The 13850-nt window shown below is 60.9% G+C and carries 33 protein-coding genes, 1 tRNA gene and 1 pseudogene; 5 read left to right on the top strand and 30 right to left on the bottom strand.

The window, feature by feature from the left end; genetic code table 11:
- Window positions 1–3: 3 nt before the first annotated feature.
- Window positions 4–255, bottom strand: a complete 252-nt coding sequence (locus KIH79_RS09220; RefSeq protein WP_219059118.1) for a hypothetical protein — start codon at window positions 253–255, stop codon at window positions 4–6.
- Between the two features lie 311 nt (window positions 256–566).
- Here KIH79_RS09220 and KIH79_RS09215 point away from each other — a divergent pair, with 311 nt between their 5' ends.
- The gene (locus KIH79_RS09215; RefSeq protein ID WP_219059117.1) at window positions 567–740 is read left to right on the top strand and encodes a hypothetical protein; all 174 of its coding nucleotides are present in this window, start codon (window positions 567–569) and stop codon (window positions 738–740) included.
- Window positions 730–936, top strand: a complete 207-nt coding sequence (locus tag KIH79_RS09210) for a hypothetical protein (RefSeq protein ID WP_219059116.1) — start codon at window positions 730–732, stop codon at window positions 934–936. Before KIH79_RS09215 ends, KIH79_RS09210 begins: the two co-directional genes overlap by 11 nt.
- A 64-nt stretch (window positions 937–1000) precedes the next feature.
- On the opposite strand, the gene KIH79_RS09205 is transcribed toward KIH79_RS09210, so the two are convergent.
- The 28 genes from KIH79_RS09205 to KIH79_RS09075 form a co-directional block, all read right to left on the bottom strand.
- Window positions 1001–1429, bottom strand: coding sequence for a hypothetical protein (locus KIH79_RS09205; protein WP_219059115.1), 429 nt, complete (start codon window positions 1427–1429; stop codon window positions 1001–1003).
- A complete protein-coding gene (locus tag KIH79_RS09200; RefSeq protein WP_219059114.1) occupies window positions 1419–1721 on the bottom strand; it encodes a hypothetical protein in 303 nt (100 codons plus the stop codon). The genes KIH79_RS09205 and KIH79_RS09200 overlap by 11 nt, the downstream gene beginning before the upstream one ends.
- A 77-nt stretch (window positions 1722–1798) precedes the next feature.
- Window positions 1799–1871 (bottom strand) — tRNA-Gly (locus KIH79_RS09195).
- A 136-nt stretch (window positions 1872–2007) separates the two neighbouring features.
- On the bottom strand, window positions 2008–2541 hold the full coding sequence (locus tag KIH79_RS09190; protein ID WP_338023141.1) for a PBECR4 domain-containing protein: 534 nt from the start codon (window positions 2539–2541) through the stop codon (window positions 2008–2010).
- Window positions 2542–2837: 296 nt separating this feature from the next.
- Window positions 2838–3557 carry a hypothetical protein gene (locus tag KIH79_RS09185; RefSeq protein ID WP_219059113.1) on the bottom strand — a complete coding sequence of 240 codons (720 nt, stop codon included), beginning with the start codon at window positions 3555–3557 and terminating at the stop codon, window positions 2838–2840.
- Window positions 3558–3655: 98 nt separating this feature from the next.
- Window positions 3656–3853, bottom strand: coding sequence for a hypothetical protein (locus tag KIH79_RS09180; protein ID WP_219059112.1), 198 nt, complete (start codon window positions 3851–3853; stop codon window positions 3656–3658).
- The gene (locus KIH79_RS09175) at window positions 3817–4116 is read right to left on the bottom strand and encodes a hypothetical protein (protein WP_219059111.1); all 300 of its coding nucleotides are present in this window, start codon (window positions 4114–4116) and stop codon (window positions 3817–3819) included. Before KIH79_RS09175 ends, KIH79_RS09180 begins: the two co-directional genes overlap by 37 nt.
- On the bottom strand, window positions 4113–4358 hold the full coding sequence (locus KIH79_RS09170) for a hypothetical protein (RefSeq protein WP_219059110.1): 246 nt from the start codon (window positions 4356–4358) through the stop codon (window positions 4113–4115). The genes KIH79_RS09175 and KIH79_RS09170 overlap by 4 nt, the downstream gene beginning before the upstream one ends.
- The gene (locus tag KIH79_RS09165; RefSeq protein ID WP_219059109.1) at window positions 4355–4762 is read right to left on the bottom strand and encodes a hypothetical protein; all 408 of its coding nucleotides are present in this window, start codon (window positions 4760–4762) and stop codon (window positions 4355–4357) included. Before KIH79_RS09165 ends, KIH79_RS09170 begins: the two co-directional genes overlap by 4 nt.
- Window positions 4759–4980 carry a hypothetical protein gene (locus KIH79_RS09160; protein WP_219059108.1) on the bottom strand — a complete coding sequence of 74 codons (222 nt, stop codon included), beginning with the start codon at window positions 4978–4980 and terminating at the stop codon, window positions 4759–4761. Before KIH79_RS09160 ends, KIH79_RS09165 begins: the two co-directional genes overlap by 4 nt.
- Window positions 4977–5126: a hypothetical protein gene (locus KIH79_RS09155; RefSeq protein WP_219059107.1), complete on the bottom strand. Its 150-nt coding sequence runs from the start codon at window positions 5124–5126 to the stop codon at window positions 4977–4979. Before KIH79_RS09155 ends, KIH79_RS09160 begins: the two co-directional genes overlap by 4 nt.
- Window positions 5119–5430 (bottom strand): hypothetical protein, encoded by a 312-nt coding sequence (locus tag KIH79_RS09150; RefSeq protein WP_219059106.1) that lies wholly within the window; start codon window positions 5428–5430, stop codon window positions 5119–5121. Before KIH79_RS09150 ends, KIH79_RS09155 begins: the two co-directional genes overlap by 8 nt.
- 274 nt (window positions 5431–5704) lie before the next feature.
- Complete coding sequence (locus KIH79_RS09145; RefSeq protein ID WP_219059105.1) at window positions 5705–6082, bottom strand: DUF3310 domain-containing protein; 378 nt, start codon at window positions 6080–6082, stop codon at window positions 5705–5707.
- The gene (locus KIH79_RS12915) at window positions 6079–6222 is read right to left on the bottom strand and encodes a hypothetical protein (protein WP_236023764.1); all 144 of its coding nucleotides are present in this window, start codon (window positions 6220–6222) and stop codon (window positions 6079–6081) included. The genes KIH79_RS09145 and KIH79_RS12915 overlap by 4 nt, the downstream gene beginning before the upstream one ends.
- A 150-nt stretch (window positions 6223–6372) precedes the next feature.
- Window positions 6373–6738: an exonuclease domain-containing protein gene (locus KIH79_RS12910; protein ID WP_236023763.1), complete on the bottom strand. Its 366-nt coding sequence runs from the start codon at window positions 6736–6738 to the stop codon at window positions 6373–6375.
- Window positions 6735–7094 (bottom strand): HNH endonuclease, encoded by a 360-nt coding sequence (locus KIH79_RS09135; protein WP_338023140.1) that lies wholly within the window; start codon window positions 7092–7094, stop codon window positions 6735–6737. The genes KIH79_RS12910 and KIH79_RS09135 overlap by 4 nt, the downstream gene beginning before the upstream one ends.
- Window positions 7091–7237, bottom strand: a complete 147-nt coding sequence (locus KIH79_RS09130) for a hypothetical protein (protein ID WP_219059103.1) — start codon at window positions 7235–7237, stop codon at window positions 7091–7093. Before KIH79_RS09130 ends, KIH79_RS09135 begins: the two co-directional genes overlap by 4 nt.
- Entirely contained in the window at window positions 7234–7593 is a 360-nt protein-coding gene (locus tag KIH79_RS09125) for a hypothetical protein (protein ID WP_219059102.1), read from the bottom strand. Before KIH79_RS09125 ends, KIH79_RS09130 begins: the two co-directional genes overlap by 4 nt.
- A gap of 28 nt (window positions 7594–7621) precedes the next feature.
- Complete coding sequence (locus KIH79_RS09120; protein WP_219059101.1) at window positions 7622–8653, bottom strand: helix-turn-helix domain-containing protein; 1032 nt, start codon at window positions 8651–8653, stop codon at window positions 7622–7624.
- The gene (locus KIH79_RS09115; protein WP_219059100.1) at window positions 8650–8844 is read right to left on the bottom strand and encodes a hypothetical protein; all 195 of its coding nucleotides are present in this window, start codon (window positions 8842–8844) and stop codon (window positions 8650–8652) included. Before KIH79_RS09115 ends, KIH79_RS09120 begins: the two co-directional genes overlap by 4 nt.
- Complete coding sequence (locus tag KIH79_RS09110) at window positions 8841–9065, bottom strand: hypothetical protein (RefSeq protein WP_033496310.1); 225 nt, start codon at window positions 9063–9065, stop codon at window positions 8841–8843. The genes KIH79_RS09115 and KIH79_RS09110 overlap by 4 nt, the downstream gene beginning before the upstream one ends.
- Window positions 9065–9577 (bottom strand): hypothetical protein, encoded by a 513-nt coding sequence (locus tag KIH79_RS09105; RefSeq protein ID WP_219059099.1) that lies wholly within the window; start codon window positions 9575–9577, stop codon window positions 9065–9067. The genes KIH79_RS09110 and KIH79_RS09105 overlap by 1 nt, the downstream gene beginning before the upstream one ends.
- Window positions 9578–9591: 14 nt before the next feature.
- Entirely contained in the window at window positions 9592–10155 is a 564-nt protein-coding gene (locus KIH79_RS09100; protein WP_219059098.1) for a single-stranded DNA-binding protein, read from the bottom strand.
- Between the two features lie 200 nt (window positions 10156–10355).
- A complete protein-coding gene (locus KIH79_RS09095; protein ID WP_219059097.1) occupies window positions 10356–10616 on the bottom strand; it encodes a hypothetical protein in 261 nt (86 codons plus the stop codon).
- Window positions 10613–10888 (bottom strand): hypothetical protein, encoded by a 276-nt coding sequence (locus KIH79_RS09090; RefSeq protein WP_219059140.1) that lies wholly within the window; start codon window positions 10886–10888, stop codon window positions 10613–10615. The genes KIH79_RS09095 and KIH79_RS09090 overlap by 4 nt, the downstream gene beginning before the upstream one ends.
- Window positions 10885–11436: a hypothetical protein gene (locus tag KIH79_RS09085; protein WP_219059096.1), complete on the bottom strand. Its 552-nt coding sequence runs from the start codon at window positions 11434–11436 to the stop codon at window positions 10885–10887. Before KIH79_RS09085 ends, KIH79_RS09090 begins: the two co-directional genes overlap by 4 nt.
- Entirely contained in the window at window positions 11433–11663 is a 231-nt protein-coding gene (locus KIH79_RS09080) for a hypothetical protein (protein WP_219059095.1), read from the bottom strand. Before KIH79_RS09080 ends, KIH79_RS09085 begins: the two co-directional genes overlap by 4 nt.
- Entirely contained in the window at window positions 11660–11845 is a 186-nt protein-coding gene (locus KIH79_RS09075) for a hypothetical protein (RefSeq protein WP_219059094.1), read from the bottom strand. The genes KIH79_RS09080 and KIH79_RS09075 overlap by 4 nt, the downstream gene beginning before the upstream one ends.
- 66 nt (window positions 11846–11911) lie before the next feature.
- On the opposite strand from KIH79_RS09075, the gene KIH79_RS09070 reads away from it, so the two are divergent.
- On the top strand, window positions 11912–12685 hold the full coding sequence (locus tag KIH79_RS09070; protein ID WP_236023762.1) for a hypothetical protein: 774 nt from the start codon (window positions 11912–11914) through the stop codon (window positions 12683–12685).
- Between the two features lie 81 nt (window positions 12686–12766).
- Here KIH79_RS09070 and KIH79_RS09065 read toward each other — a convergent pair whose 3' ends face one another.
- Entirely contained in the window at window positions 12767–13036 is a 270-nt protein-coding gene (locus tag KIH79_RS09065) for a helix-turn-helix domain-containing protein (RefSeq protein WP_236023761.1), read from the bottom strand.
- A gap of 93 nt (window positions 13037–13129) precedes the next feature.
- Here KIH79_RS09065 and KIH79_RS12905 point away from each other — a divergent pair, with 93 nt between their 5' ends.
- The gene (locus KIH79_RS12905; protein ID WP_236023760.1) at window positions 13130–13576 is read left to right on the top strand and encodes a helix-turn-helix domain-containing protein; all 447 of its coding nucleotides are present in this window, start codon (window positions 13130–13132) and stop codon (window positions 13574–13576) included.
- 49 nt (window positions 13577–13625) lie between these two features.
- Window positions 13626–13850, top strand: a pseudogene (locus tag KIH79_RS09055) (hypothetical protein); the annotation flags it as partial.

The following is a 13850-nucleotide window of genomic DNA, read 5'->3' as shown; positions in this document are numbered from 1 at the left end:
TGACTATATGTCTTTGGAGCTTGCGTCTCGTTGACGTGGCTCATATTCGACCGCCTGTCCGCACAGTTTCATCCATGTGTCATAAAACGCGGCGCAACTCGCTTCGAGTGTGGGCTTGAGTTCGTCCACGGTGATGTAGCCGTCGGGGTTGACGCTGATGGGTACGGGGAGGGTGCCTATTTCAGCGATGGCCCCGGGGGTGTTTCTGCCGATGAGTTTCAGCGTGAGCGTCGGCCCCTGTATGAGATAGGTCATGTGTCACCGCCTTGGAATCGTTGGAATATATCGGCGTGTCGTGTGTTCTCGGCTTGACCTAATTACTTAGTTGGGCTATAATGTATTATGTCAACCAAACAAATAGAAAGGAGGAAACCCGATGAGTCTTCACGACTGGATTGACACCATCAACAGCACCGTGGCGAACATCATCGCCATCGTCGCGATCATCTGGGTCGGCCGCAAGCCACCCAAACACAAGAAGTAACCCCTCGGGGTACACAAAGGGTTCCGGCTAAGGGACGTAGCCGGAACCCGACAATCCAGTCTAGACCATCAGGAGAACCATCATGCGTACGACTCTCGTCTTCGGCATCATATCCGCGCTGTTCGGCGCGGTCTCACTCAGCGGAGCGATCTCCGGAAGCCTCATCACCGCAGGAGGCTTCGGCCTCGCGGCCGGCATCATGGGACTAGCCGCCGCCATCGCATCCACGCGAAAGACCGACGGCAATGACCGGTAAGCACTACCTCAGCCTCAAACAGGTCGGCGAACGCATCGGCACCACCAACCCCTCAGCCAAGGGATACAAGCTGCCCGAACCGGACGCTTGGATCGGCACGACTCGCGGCTGGCTGCCCGAGACCATCGACCGGTGGAACGCCCAACGTCCGGGACGCGGAGGCCGACCACGCAAGCACCCCAAGACCGGCGAGTGAATACACGAGCGGCGCCCTGCGAGAATCATCGCGGGCGCCGCTTCTTGTTTGTCAAGACGCTGGTTCAATGTTCCGGAGCGATGCGGTCCAGATCTTCCAGAATATTCCGACGCTGTTGCTCGAACACGTCATTGTCTGCATCGCGCTTCCGTTGGAAGAACGAAAAGAACGCAACCGCGATGGATGAGGCAAGAATCGCAGCGGTTGCCACCGTTCCCAAGGACCACGTCAACGGTTCCTTCGCCGACGCGGCGAACGCCGCGAACTGGAGAACGCAGGCGATCGCGGTGGACACCGCGGCGTCGAATATCTTCTCGCTGGCCGATTCGAGCGGTTTGAGCTGTCTGACCTCGCGGCGAATGTTGCTCACTTCTTCGTTGAGAATCACGGTCTGGCCCTCTTCTCTCGGAGTGGTGCGTACATTCATCAACGCTCCCTGCGTGCCGACGGTCACCACGGGTTGTTGTTCGAATGGCTTCGGTTCACTGGCCATCGGGAGTCGTCTCCTTGCTGCCGTCTTTTGCCGCGCGTTCCCCAATGGCGGAATTGATCAGGAATGTGTATCCGCAATTCATGCAAACAACGGGATTGACCGGAATGTAGCTGAGCTGATTGCTGTAATCGAATGTGTGGTTGGGGCCTAAGTCCTCGACGATCATGCACGCCGGGGAGAGCTGCCATTGAGCCTGACCGCAGATGGGGCATGCCTTCGATTGGGACCAATGTTTGTTCAACCATTCCAATGCCTGTTTGGCTTGGGCTTGTTTTTCGTTTTCGGTTGGCATACGCCAATCATAAAACTTGGGCAATGCGTGACACCGCCGTCAGCGCCAACCGAAAAGGGGTGCCACGCAAGCCAACGAGCATCAGGCCGGATTCGAACCGGCGCCGGGGCGCTTGGGAAGCGTGTGCTCTGGCCGCTGAGCTACTGATGCGAGGGTGGCCCTGTCGATTGTCGCTGCAGCGCGGGGCCGTGTGAATCGAGGTCATCCACCATGTTCGCATGGAAATGACCATTGTAGCTATGTATACGGTGACAGAGGCCGTTTGTCAAATATCGGTGACAGTCAGTCATGCAACTGTGGCATCGAACTCCACGTGATCGACCGGGTGCGCCGTGCTGCCCGGCTTCATCGCTTTCTCGTATGATTTGCGGACGAGTGACTGTGGGAAGTAGTAGCCGTTCTTGTGATCGTATCCGATGCCGATGCACCAGACCTCGGTTCCCGTGTAGAACATGATGCGGCTGTTGCCGGATTCGACTACCGCGTCCGCCTTGTCTACCTCCATGGCTCCTGTGAGCACCTTCATTTTTTCCGGCAGCCATCGGACGTCTCCGTTGGACGCAATTTGACGTTCCGAGATTCTTCTGCCGGCGATCAGGTGCTCGTAGAACTTGGCATATGGGTAGCGGCGTGTGCGGGAGGCGTCGATGTAGTAGTCGAGGCCGCACAAGTGGGCGAAATTGGATGCCTGCCAACGCACTGGGAGCGTGAATCCGTCGGAGCATACGAACGTGGTGGTCATGCCGACGAGACGGGAATATGCCGGAGCGGCCTTGCGTGCCGCGGCCAGCATGTCGATCTTGGCTTTGGTGATGTTCACGTCCCGCTCCCTGAAGTCATAAAAAGAGGGGCATCCGACCGAGATGCCCCTCCGAGACAACGGAACCGTCTTTTTACAGTCTTCTGCATGACTAGCCCCAAGAGGGGCGGGTTGTGGCATCGGCCGGTCTAGCCGTCTGGCCCTGCCAGTGGGCGGTGACGTCCTGCTCTCGCGGCGGCGCTCACGAATGCGCCGCAGACGCCTGCGACAGCCGATTCCATTGTCTCGAACCCGAAGCCCCGCCCCGCGGTCTAGGCAGGTCCGGGCGTTCAAGCTCACCATGAGCATACCACATGCTAGCCGTTCGTCGTGTGACTGTTCAACACTTGCCACACGTCCCATACGAGATATACCGGCCCGTCGTCGCAGTGGGCGACCGGTGTGATTCGTCCGCGCTTGGCCCACTGCGTGATCGTGTTGCGTTTCACGTCGATGCCCCATGGTGCGAGGAGTCGGCTGATTTCGGCGGCGGTGCCCTGCGCGCCGCCGGCCGCGAGCCGCGCCATGCTGTAGGAATGAATGGTCTTGATTTTGTGCTCGGCATGGCACGCGTCGCAGGCCTTGTACCCGGACGCAAATTCGAGCGGGTCGCAGCGCAGTTCGCATCCGCAGTCGGGGCACCAGCCGATCATTTTCGTATCCGGCGGCGGGTTGAGCATCCGGTCCAATCGGACGGTGGCCTGATCGGTGAGCGCCATGATGGTTGGCGCGTCCGGGCGGGAGAGCAGGCGCGGCATGTTGGCGATGATGCCCGTGAGCAGGTCTTCGACGTCCATGTGGTTGCCGTAGCGGAGGCCGGCGGCGCGTGCCATGGATGACGTGAGCGTACGAATGTCCTGGGCGAGCTGCCATGCGCCGAGGTTGAGCGGGATGGGCGCGACGGAGCGCGTGCCGTGGCCCTGCGAGCGGGCCATGACGTTGGCCTTGCGCACGGCGATCAAGCACAATGGCTGGTAGCCGTGCTTGAGGGCTGTGAGGTTGTCGTGGAAATGCTGCTGGTTGGTGGACTGTGGCATGGCTCCCCGCTCCCGTCGACTATACTGGTTGACTGGCTAGGGCTTCCTGCATCGACTGGTGCGGGGAGCCGTTTTTTGTTGGTGTGGTTGTGCGTGGGTTAGAACAGGGGCTTGATGAATTCGGGCCCGTATTTGGGGTCTGGTTTGGCAGGGTGTCCGGCTTTGATCACGTCGATGATTTCAGCCTGGGTGATCCCGTAGGGTTTGAGCGCGTGCGCGGTGTCGGTGACACTGACGCCTTTGCGGTTCCAGTCGAGGATCATGTCACGCAGTTTCGCGTTGACTCTCGTGCGCATTGTTGTGTCTCCTTGAGTACGTTGACCGATTCGAATTGGATGCGGTTGAGTTCGGGACGGTGACTGTCGATGTTGCGGCGGATGATGACGGCGAACCCGTCCACGTCTTGGAGTTCCCAGTATCCGCCGGCATATTCCGACGCTAGGTAGAACAAGTAGCCGTCCAGTGTTTGCCCGCTGTGGGTGATGGCGATGAATCGGTGTCGGTCCAAGTCCCACGGGTGTTCGACGTTCTTCCAGTCGATGCTTTCGCTCACGTTCATTCCGACCTTCCTTGGTCTGCGCCGTCGGCGTGCGCCCAGTCGCAGGACAGGCCGCGGTCGCTTGCCACGCAGGTGACGTATCTGGTTTCGCCGATTGGGACCTTGTATGAGCACAGGGCGTACCCGGCTCCTTGATCGGCGCAGTCGATCCGTCCCTGTCCATCTTCGGATACCGTCTGTCCGCAGCCGGCGCAGGCGATGAGGATGAGCGTGGTGATTGTTGCGGTGATGATGCGTTTCATTGGATGTGCTTTCTCTTGCTCCATGGTCGGGCGTGGCCGGTGCGGCAGTAGTAGCAGAGCGTGTTGCCGGGTTTGACCGGGTATCCGCATTGCTGGCAGCCGACGGGTTTGGCGGGCTTGTCGGGCCGGTGGGTGCCGGCGATGATCTCGAGCGCGGTGCGGACTTGCTGCCGGTCCCGTGTGTGGAGGCCGTGCATGAGGATGGCGCAGTGCATGTCGTTGACGTGGTCGCCGACGCGGAGTCGCCAGGCGAGTTCGATCCGGTTGAACAGGTCCATGCCGTCCATGAGCTGTTTGAGGTCGTCGGATTCGAGGAGCGTGACGGCCGTGTCGTGTTTGAGTTTGGCGAGTTTCTTGTAGGCGCTCATGGCCTTCACACCGCCTTCGGTCAGACTCGCGCTCATGACTCGGCCTCCGGAACATGATGGCCGAGGATGAGGCCGAGCCAGCGCCAGAGGAGTTCGGCGTCGTCCCAATCGATCCGGCATGGTTCGGGGTTTTCCGTCCAGCACATGATTGTTCTGCCGTTGATCGGGTCGTCAGGTGTCAGGTTGAATTTGATTTCTGTGGACTGGCTGTTGGCTGGGTTTGATTGGATGACGAGTTCTGTGTTGCTACTCATGATTGCTCCGGGGTGCCGTACTGGTACATATATTTGGCTTGTTCGTCGATCCGCTGGTCGGTGACGGTTTGCCAGTTGTCGGCGTACCAGTCGGCGAGCGCGCGGCGGATGTTGTTGTAGGTGAATGTTTTGGCGAGTTTATTCATTGTTGGGTTTTTCATATCGGTTGGGTTTGCCTTCTTGTGCGTCTTTGTAGCCTTCGTAGTAGGAGTCGGCTTGATCGTCTGTGAGGTAGTTCATTAGTATGTCGCGCATGATTTCCCATGGGATGCGTTTGCCTTGTTCTCCTTCGCGTGTGTGGATTTCATCGATGTTGGGGTAGTAGTTGGCTTGTGGCCACCAGTACATGCATTCGAAGCAGTACAGGCCTTCGCCGTATTTGTCTCCCAGATCGATGAGGTTCAGGTCTGCGCCGTGGATGGAGCAGATAGGGTCTGGGTCGTAATGCACTCGGGGGATTTTCATTTGTTGCCTTTCAGGGTTTGGTAGATGTGTTGGTATTGGCGGGCGCCGTTGCAGATGAGGTTCCATCGGCGTATGGCGTGCAGGTAGTAGATGCCTTTGTAGGGTTCGAAGTCCCAGTCCAGGCGGCATCGTTGACGGCAGTGCGTGCATTGGAAGATCAACTGCCAGTGCGGGGAGGCGTAGGGTTCGGTCCTGTGTTCCCATCGTGCCGTGATTTTGCCGTGGCAGCGCGGGCATGGGCTGATCTTGTGGAATCGCATCACTGGTTTTTCTCCTGTTCGATGAGGGTGTCGAGGTGGTAGAGAGTGGCGTCGAGATCGCCTTGATGGAGATCGGCCCATAGAGCGATTTCGACATAAGGGGCGGAGTCCTCGAGGGCGAGCTTGCTGAGCATGTCGCGCTGTTGGCGGGTCCATGCGATTCGTTCACACCGGTCAATGCAGCGGCACAGGTACCAGCGGGCCTTCTCCAAGTCCTCGACGGGACGACCCTTGCTGTGGTAACGCCACAGGTACTTGATCGCGTTGCCCAGGCAGAAACTCGTGTCCTCGGTCAGGCCGATGCACTCCATGCCCGGATGCGAGCGCGTGTAGTGATTCGGACTGTTGACCGGATCATTCGCCCAATGCTTGTTCATGCGATGTACCCCTCTTTCGCGGTGCGCAGCAGGTCCAGGTACGCGGCGTAATCGGACCGGTCGCGTTTGATGCAGTCCTGAACACGATGCGAGCCGGCATGATGCTGGTATGGATCCTCGTCGAGCGCGATGTCGGCCATACGAAACGCGGTCAGATCGAGTTTCCTGTGGCTCAGGTGCGCTCGCAGCCAGTCGGGGCCAAGCCACTCGGAGAACTGGTTGGTGAGGACGTCGATGTCGAAGTCGACGTTCGTGCCGGCAGGGTGGAGCGTGTATTGGCTGGCTTCGTTCTAGATGAATTCGTTGAGGTTGACCGCGGTCACGGGGTAGCCGACACCGCTCTGATGCGCCGAGCCGGCGACCATATCCCACAAGCCGTTCGTCAAATGCATGCGCAGCGCGGCGGGGCTGATGTCGAACAGGTCGAGGCCGGTGGGGCGGACGATCGTGGTGAACTGATCGCCGTCGTCCACGCCGTCCATGCCGGTGACGATCATGCCGATCTCCAACAGCTTCGACTCGTCGCGGTTGAGACCGGTGGTTTCCACGTCGATCCACAACAGGCGCTCCGGTTTGACCGGCGGGATCGGCGGATCCAACGGCATGCCGGCGAGCGCCGTGGCGGTGGTGTCGGGGTTGGTGTGGATGGTGTTCATTGGATGTCCTTTCGGTAGGGTGTCCATGTGCCGTCGGGGTTGAGGAGGATCCATCCGTGGCGGCGGGTGAGGAGGGGAGTGGTGGCAGGGTCGGCCCATGCGTGGACGAGCCAGCCGTGGTGGTAGGCGTGATCGGGGTTGGCGTGGACTTCGCCGTGGCATCCGGTGGTGCCGGATCCGCACAGGAGGATGAGGTTCGATGGCTGGTTGAGATCGGGGCCGCCGTGGCTGCGCAATCGTCGGTGGTGGATGCTGTAGCCGCTCCACGAGGCTTCCAGATCCCGGCCGCAGACTAGGCACCGGTAGGCGTCCCTGTGCAGGATCAGCCTGCGAGTATCGTTGTCCGGGCCGTTCACGGCTGGCCTTCGGTTTTCACGGCGGGGCATTCGATCGCGGGTTGTGGCTTGTCGGCGTGCCAGTCGTGCGTGATGGTCGCGCCGAGCAGCGTGCCCGCGGTCAGGCCGATCAGGAACACGCCGACCATGAGACGGCGGGTCATACGGTTTCCCCGTCCATGCCGGGAATGATCTCGACCTGATAGCCGCGCATGCCATCCTTGTGCTCGAGGGTGATCAATGCCTTGTCGCCGTCGTGCTCCAGTTCGTGTTCGATCGGATGCAGCATGAACGCTGACACCAGGGCGTTCACGTGCTGCGAGCGCAGGCCGTCGAGTTCGCGGTTGGCGTGCCAGAGTTGGTGGCCGAGCGTGGCCTGGACGATCGACACGCCGAGCATGAGCCCGTCGACCGCGATCGCGATGCGGTTGGCGTCGAGCAGCAGGTTGGCGATCGTGAGCGAGACCCACAGGAGCGTGAGGGCGATCCACGGCCATTCGTGTTTCAGCCAGCATTTCATGGTAAAAATCCTTTCGTTTCAACGGTTTTTAGGCGATGGTGGCGAGATCGTCGACGATGATGCCCTTCGCGGCGAGCTCGTCCGCGGTGCCGTAGGTGAGCCTGTTCACGATCTCGCCGGATTCAACGCCTTCGCTGATCATGCGGGCGACTTGAGGCACCCATTGCAGACGGGTCGCTTCGTCGGGATACCGGCGTTTGACCAGACGGCTCGACGTGAGCAACTTGCGCGCCCTGCGCTCCAAGTCCGACTGGCCGCCGGACTGGCCGGCGAGCGCTGGGGGTGTGGTGAGGTTGAGTTCTCGTGCCCGGTGGAGCCAGTTCGTGAACGCCGCGTCGGGGTTGGCTGGGGGTTTGCCGGTTTCGGCGATCTTGCCGAGGAATTTGGTTAGCTCCCAGTCGCAGTCGACGTGGTAGTCGGCGGCGAGTTTGCGGTGGCTGCTGGTGGGGGTGAACGCGGCGAGCGCTTGGAGTCGTGTGGTTGTGGTGTCCGTGGTGTGCGCGCGTACTCTCTCTTTGGATGTTCTTAATGATTGTTCTATGTATGTTTGGGTGTCATGGGTGACACCCCGTTTCGTCACCGGTGCTACCCCGCGGGGTGTCACTGGTGCTACCCCGTCGTCGGTTTTTGACACCCCGCGGGGTGTCGTGGGTGCTACCCCGCGGGGTGTCGCTGATGACACCCCGTCGTCAGGGTGCGGGGTGTCATGGGTGACACCCCGTTTCTTGGCGCGTTCGGCCTGCTTGGCCTTGGCGCGGCGGCGAGTGTACTCGACCTGTTCGGCCTGGGCGAGGGTGATGTGGTACACGTACGGGCTGCGGTCGGCGCCGTAGCGCGTCCCGTACTCCTCGTCTCGTTCCAGCAGGCCGTGCTTCTCGAGGTAGCGCAATGCGCGGATCACGGTGCTGGTGGAGCATTCGCATTCGTCGGCGAGCGTGCTCACCGACGGCCATGCCCGGTCGTTCTCGTCGGCGTAGTTGCACAGGTGTTCGAGAACCTGCTTGGCGCCGCGGTCGCCGACCTTGGTGCGCATGGCACGTCCCGTCAACAATGCGCTCATGGTGTCTCCTTGATCGGATCGATGTCGATGCCCGTGACCCTCGTGTTGTCGGCGAGGCTGGCGAGCATGGCCTGCAATGCCATCGGGCTGACCGACGGCGGATACTCCCGGGGATGCTGGTCGACCGTCTGGTAGGAGAAGCGGCCGGCGCCCGTCGGGGTGGTGTAGTTGATCGTGGTGCGGGTGATCATCGCGACTCCAGTTCGAGGGCGATCCTGCGCCCGTAGCCGGTGAGCCGCCACCGGTCCTCACTGGCCTGTTCGACGAGGCCTAGGTCGTCGAGGATCGCGAGCGTGCGCAAGCGGTTGCTGTTCTGGGTGATGACGTCCGCGACCAGGAGGCGGGACATGAGACGCGTCTGTGCCGGGGTGAGGCGCACGTGTTTGCCGGTCTCCACTCGGATCCATGCCATCAGACCGCCTCCGGTTTGCGGGACACGAACACGCGGAACTTGTTCTTCGGGTTCTCGATAGCCTGCGCGTCGTAGCGTCCGGCCGGTTTCCACGAGCCGGAGTGCGCGCGGCGAATGTTCGACGCCCACTGGCAGGCCGCCTTGTACGAGTCGAATTGGAGATCGATCTCCTGCCAGCGGCCGGGCTGCTGGTCGCACAAGGCCGCCAAAGCGGCCCACTTGCCCTGAAACCCCTTGTCGTGCAAATCCACCGGCAGCACGTCCCACCAGCCGTCCTCTGGCTCCACTGGCGTTACGGAACCCGCATCGGCCTGCGAGTCCTGGGCGGCGACCTTCAACGCCTGATTCAGGCTGAGCTGCGGCTGGTCAGCCAATACGTTGATGGCCGGTTCGATCAGATCCTCATACGTGCGCGCCGCGTACAGGCGGGCCGCACGCTGATCCTTCACGCTCAGGTCCTGCCACGCCGCATTGCACAATTCCTCAAGCTCGACATTTTTTCTCCTCGGCATTACTGCCCCCTCTCCTAGAATTCCGGATCACCGTCGTTGCGTCCGCCAAAATCGGCCGAACCACCAAACGACTGGCCTCCGCTGCTCCACGGATCCTCCGGACCGCCGGCCGCCGACTCCACGGGCGGCGCCGCTGACTCCACGGGCGGCGCCGCTGACGCGGACTGCTGTCCGTACGTGGCACCGCCCGCATACCCGTTGCGGGGTTTCGCTTGGGCGACGCGAGCCACGGCCGCGGTCGCGTAACGCAGGCTGGGGCCGATCTCGTCGACCTGCAGTTCCATCACGGTGCGGTTCGTACCGTCCTGCGCCTGATAGGAACGCTGCTGCAAACGGCCCTGCGCGATCACCCGATCGCCCTTCGACAGGCTGCGCGCCACATGATCCGCCAGGTCACGCCAAGCGGAACAGCGCATGAACAACGCGGCACCGTCCTCCCACTGGTTGGACTGTCGGTTCCACGTGCGCGGCGTCGACGCGATCGTGAACGACGCGACGTTCGCGCCACTGCCGATCGTGCGCAGTTCGGGATCCGCGGTCAGGTTCCCGACGATCGTGAGCATGGTCTCGTTGGCCATAAATGTCTCCTTCTCCTTGTCGTGTCCGGCCCCGTTGCAGCGGGGCCGGTTCTGTTGTGTTTTCCTTGTTGGCGAGCACTGTCGTGCTCTCGTGGACTGCGCCGGAATTGCACCGGCGTCCCGACGTTTGCCACGGTGACGAGTCCGTGATCTGCGTACCGGGGGCGATCTTGCTCAGCCCTGGACGACTATCGGTGCGCTCAGGCGGCCACGGTCTGGCTTTGCACCGGGTTGCGTGCGGCCCATGCCATGACCTCGGTCAGCGGGTAGGCGACCGGGCGACGGTCGAGCTTGCAGCCGGGCGTCTTGTCGCCGAGCTTGACGAACCGCGGTCCCTTGCCCAAGGTGCGCCATACCGACAGCGTGCCGACCGTGGGCGTGCCGCCAAACATGGCCGACACGCTGGCCGGCTTGAGGTATTCGACGCCGTTGATCGTCATGTCCGCTTGCACGTGGCTCATGATTCACTCCCTTTCGATTCGAGCAGGAACAGCAGGCGGAACGGCACGTAGCCGCACGCCACGAACCATGCGATCGCGTTGCCGATCGGATGCGCGCACCCCTCATGCGTCAACAGCCAGATGAGAGCCATGACGAGCACGACGAGGAGCGTGAGGTACGGGTAACGATGCCGCCCGCCGGTCGAACCTGTGGCGAGACCAACCGGGTCCACCCGATTGTTTTTCTTCACATCCGATGGGCGGCAAGACTGGTGGTAAACGGCGGTGATCATCGTTCCGCCTTTTTGTTGTTGGGAATGGGACTGGTGGCGGCGGAGAAGCTGCCGCCACCGTCTTCTCCTAGAATGTTGTCGAGCATCGTGTAAAGGGCGCGATGCCAGTTCAAAGGAGAAGTATCATGGTTGCCTCGCAGCGTGAGTTGCTGAAGAACGCGTTGAACAACATCGCCACGGGCACGAGCATCGCCGCTCGGATCCAGAAGAGCACGCAGGATCCTGAGATGCGGGAACTTGCCAAGGCCGTTCATTTCATCGGCTATGGGGCGCAGGAAACCGTTCTCGCCTTGACTGACAAGGGCCGTATTCAGGATCTCTAGGCAGAATCGCGCGACCGAGTCGAGCTGGCATAGCAGCGCTTCGCGGTTCATGGCCGTGTTCAGCCCGTCGTATTCCTCCGGTGTTATCACGTCGAGGAGCATGCGCGGGTTGAGCATGGCCTGCTCCAAATGGTGCAGGTCTCCGGTGCGAAGGCCTTCCTGCAGTGTGTACAGCAGGTCGGTGAGCTTGTCGTCCATGGTCATCGGAACGCCGTAGTCCATCATTTCGTCTCCTGGTCTGCGAGTTGTTTGGCGTGGCGGGCTTCGCGGATGGTGCTGGCGATATGCCGGTTGAGCGTTTGAATGTCGCCCATGCTCATATCCTCGACGTCGAACGCGTTGCCGTTGAGATAGAAGTGGAGCGCGAATCGGTACGGGTCGCCCGACCGGCCGGTCAGATGGTAGGTGACTTCATATCTGTCGTTGCTCATTTCGGGATTGAACCGGCTCATTGTTCCGCCTCCGTGTTGTCGAGTGTTGTGATGACCTGCCAGACCTCGGCGGGGTTGAGCGTGATGACGCTGTCGGTGATGCCGAGATCGCCGAGGCGCAGTTCCGCACTCCCGTCCGGATAGGTCCTGACGGTCAAGGGGCGGGCCGGATCGTCGCGGTTGACCAGTTTGAGCACGCTCATCGTGTGCCTCCATCGGCGGGCGCTGTAGTGTTGTGCATAATTGCTTCTTTCGACAGGGAGGATGGGATGAACGCGGCTGCGTATGTGAAGCGGTTCCTGATGGCTGATGGGACGGGAATGACGTTTCGCTTCCCGGACGTGTCGGGCGCGATGGCCGAGGTGGACAGCGCTTTGAGAACGGCGGCGGCCGCCGGGGACGAGGACGCCGACTTGGCGGTTCGTTGCCTTGACGGCATCTGGTACAACATCTCGGTCGCGTGGGAGCGAAACGGCCGCAGCATGGAAATGACCGACTCGAAGGTGCCCCTCTCGGTCGAGAGTCGCATGGCGTTGCGCACCGCGGAACGTTTGCTGGATTCGAACGCCGCCGAATACCCGCAGGAGAGGAGGGAGCGTATCCGCGAGCTCGTGGCCGGCGTTCCCGACTTGCTCAAGTCCGTCACGCTGCCGAGGGAGCTCAAGGAGTACGTGGCCCGGCTCGCTCGTGAGGTCGGTACCGCGTTGGACGAGTATGATCTGACCGGCGATTTCAAGCTGGACATCGCGTTCGCTCGCTTGCAGACTTCGTTGAACATCATCGCAGCGACTCCCAAAGACGAGAGATCGCAGCGAACGGTGATGGAATTCCTGAAGAGCCGAGTGGTTCCCTGCGTCGCTGCGGCTGGGTTCGCGTTGGGGGTGTTTGCCGATTCTGCGACGATACTGGAGTATCTGGGTTACTCGCCCGCTCAGGTTGAATCCCGCGGGCAGCGTAAAAGTCCCGAATCGTTTGAGAGCGATACTTCGCAAGCCGCGCGACCGTCAGACGTCCTTCCGGGGACGACTCGATCAGACGGGTGACGTCGTCGATCACGGCGTAGAACACGTCAACGGCGGCGTCGAAGGAAGCGCCATCATACTGGGAGAGATCCACCTTCGTTTTCATTTCACGCCTCCATCAGCGAGCGCCGAAGCAGAAGACTTGATAGAAGACTCGGCCTTCTCGATGATTTTGGAGAGCGGCATCTTCACGACATGGGCGATGCGGGTCAATTCATCGAAGCTGAATACGCCGCCGTTGATCTTGCGGTTCAGCGAGTTGCGAGGGATACCGCAGTACGTTCCGAGATCATCCTGAGTCATTCCGATCTCGGACAGAATATCTTTCAACGCGGCACCAAGTTGTGCGGATGTGGGCTCAATGTGTTCCATATGGCACATATTACGTTCGAGACACGCTGGGCGCAACTTCGGCGTGTCCCATTTGGGACGTGTCGCGTGTTGTTTGGATGTAACATGTCCCATATGGCAACAGGAAAGAAAAAGCCCACGGTCGAGTCGAAGGCGCTCTCGATTGCGATTCGTCGCGCAATGGCTACACGCGAGATGAAGACACCGGGACTGGCGGAAGCGTCAGCCATCCCGTACGGCACCATGCGCAAAATCCTTGAGCTAAACACGGTTGCCGACTATGAACAGCTACGGCGCATCGCCATCGCTCTAAACATTCCATTAAGCGAGATCGTCGCAGACGCGGAACGACTGTCCACAGATCCCGGAATACAGGAAGATTACGCCCGCACTTCATCGCCTACAGATTCATCTCCTGTTTCGGATGACGACGCTGACGGCGAGCGCTCGCCGGATTCTGACGAGGCTGTTACGAAGCGTGCGCTCGGTCGACTCATGGACTTGGCCGCGAAGCACGGTGATACCGAGGCCGAGCAGGAAGCATACGAGGAACTGCCGTGACGGGGTGTCGACACGCGTTATGTGTACAAGGATGGAGGCAGGTGTTAGAATGAGCGGCAACAGTACCCCGCACGCGCGCATGTTTGATGCAGCGAACCAGGCGGGGTCGTTTTCTTTCTCCCCCATGAAGCCGGCACTCTCCTACACGGAACAGGTGCGTCGCCTGCGGGATCGTGGCCTCATCATCAGTGACGAGTCGAAGGCCGTGAAGTTGCTGTCGGACACGAACTACTATCGGCTTCGCGGCTATTGGATCACTCTCGAACAGGACGGG

It is taken from the genome of Bifidobacterium miconis (assembly GCF_019331735.1).
GTDB lineage: Bacteria > Actinomycetota > Actinomycetes > Actinomycetales > Bifidobacteriaceae > Bifidobacterium > Bifidobacterium miconis.
Note: the sequence above shows the minus strand (reverse complement) of the source record. Positions and strands in the feature narration are given on the sequence as shown.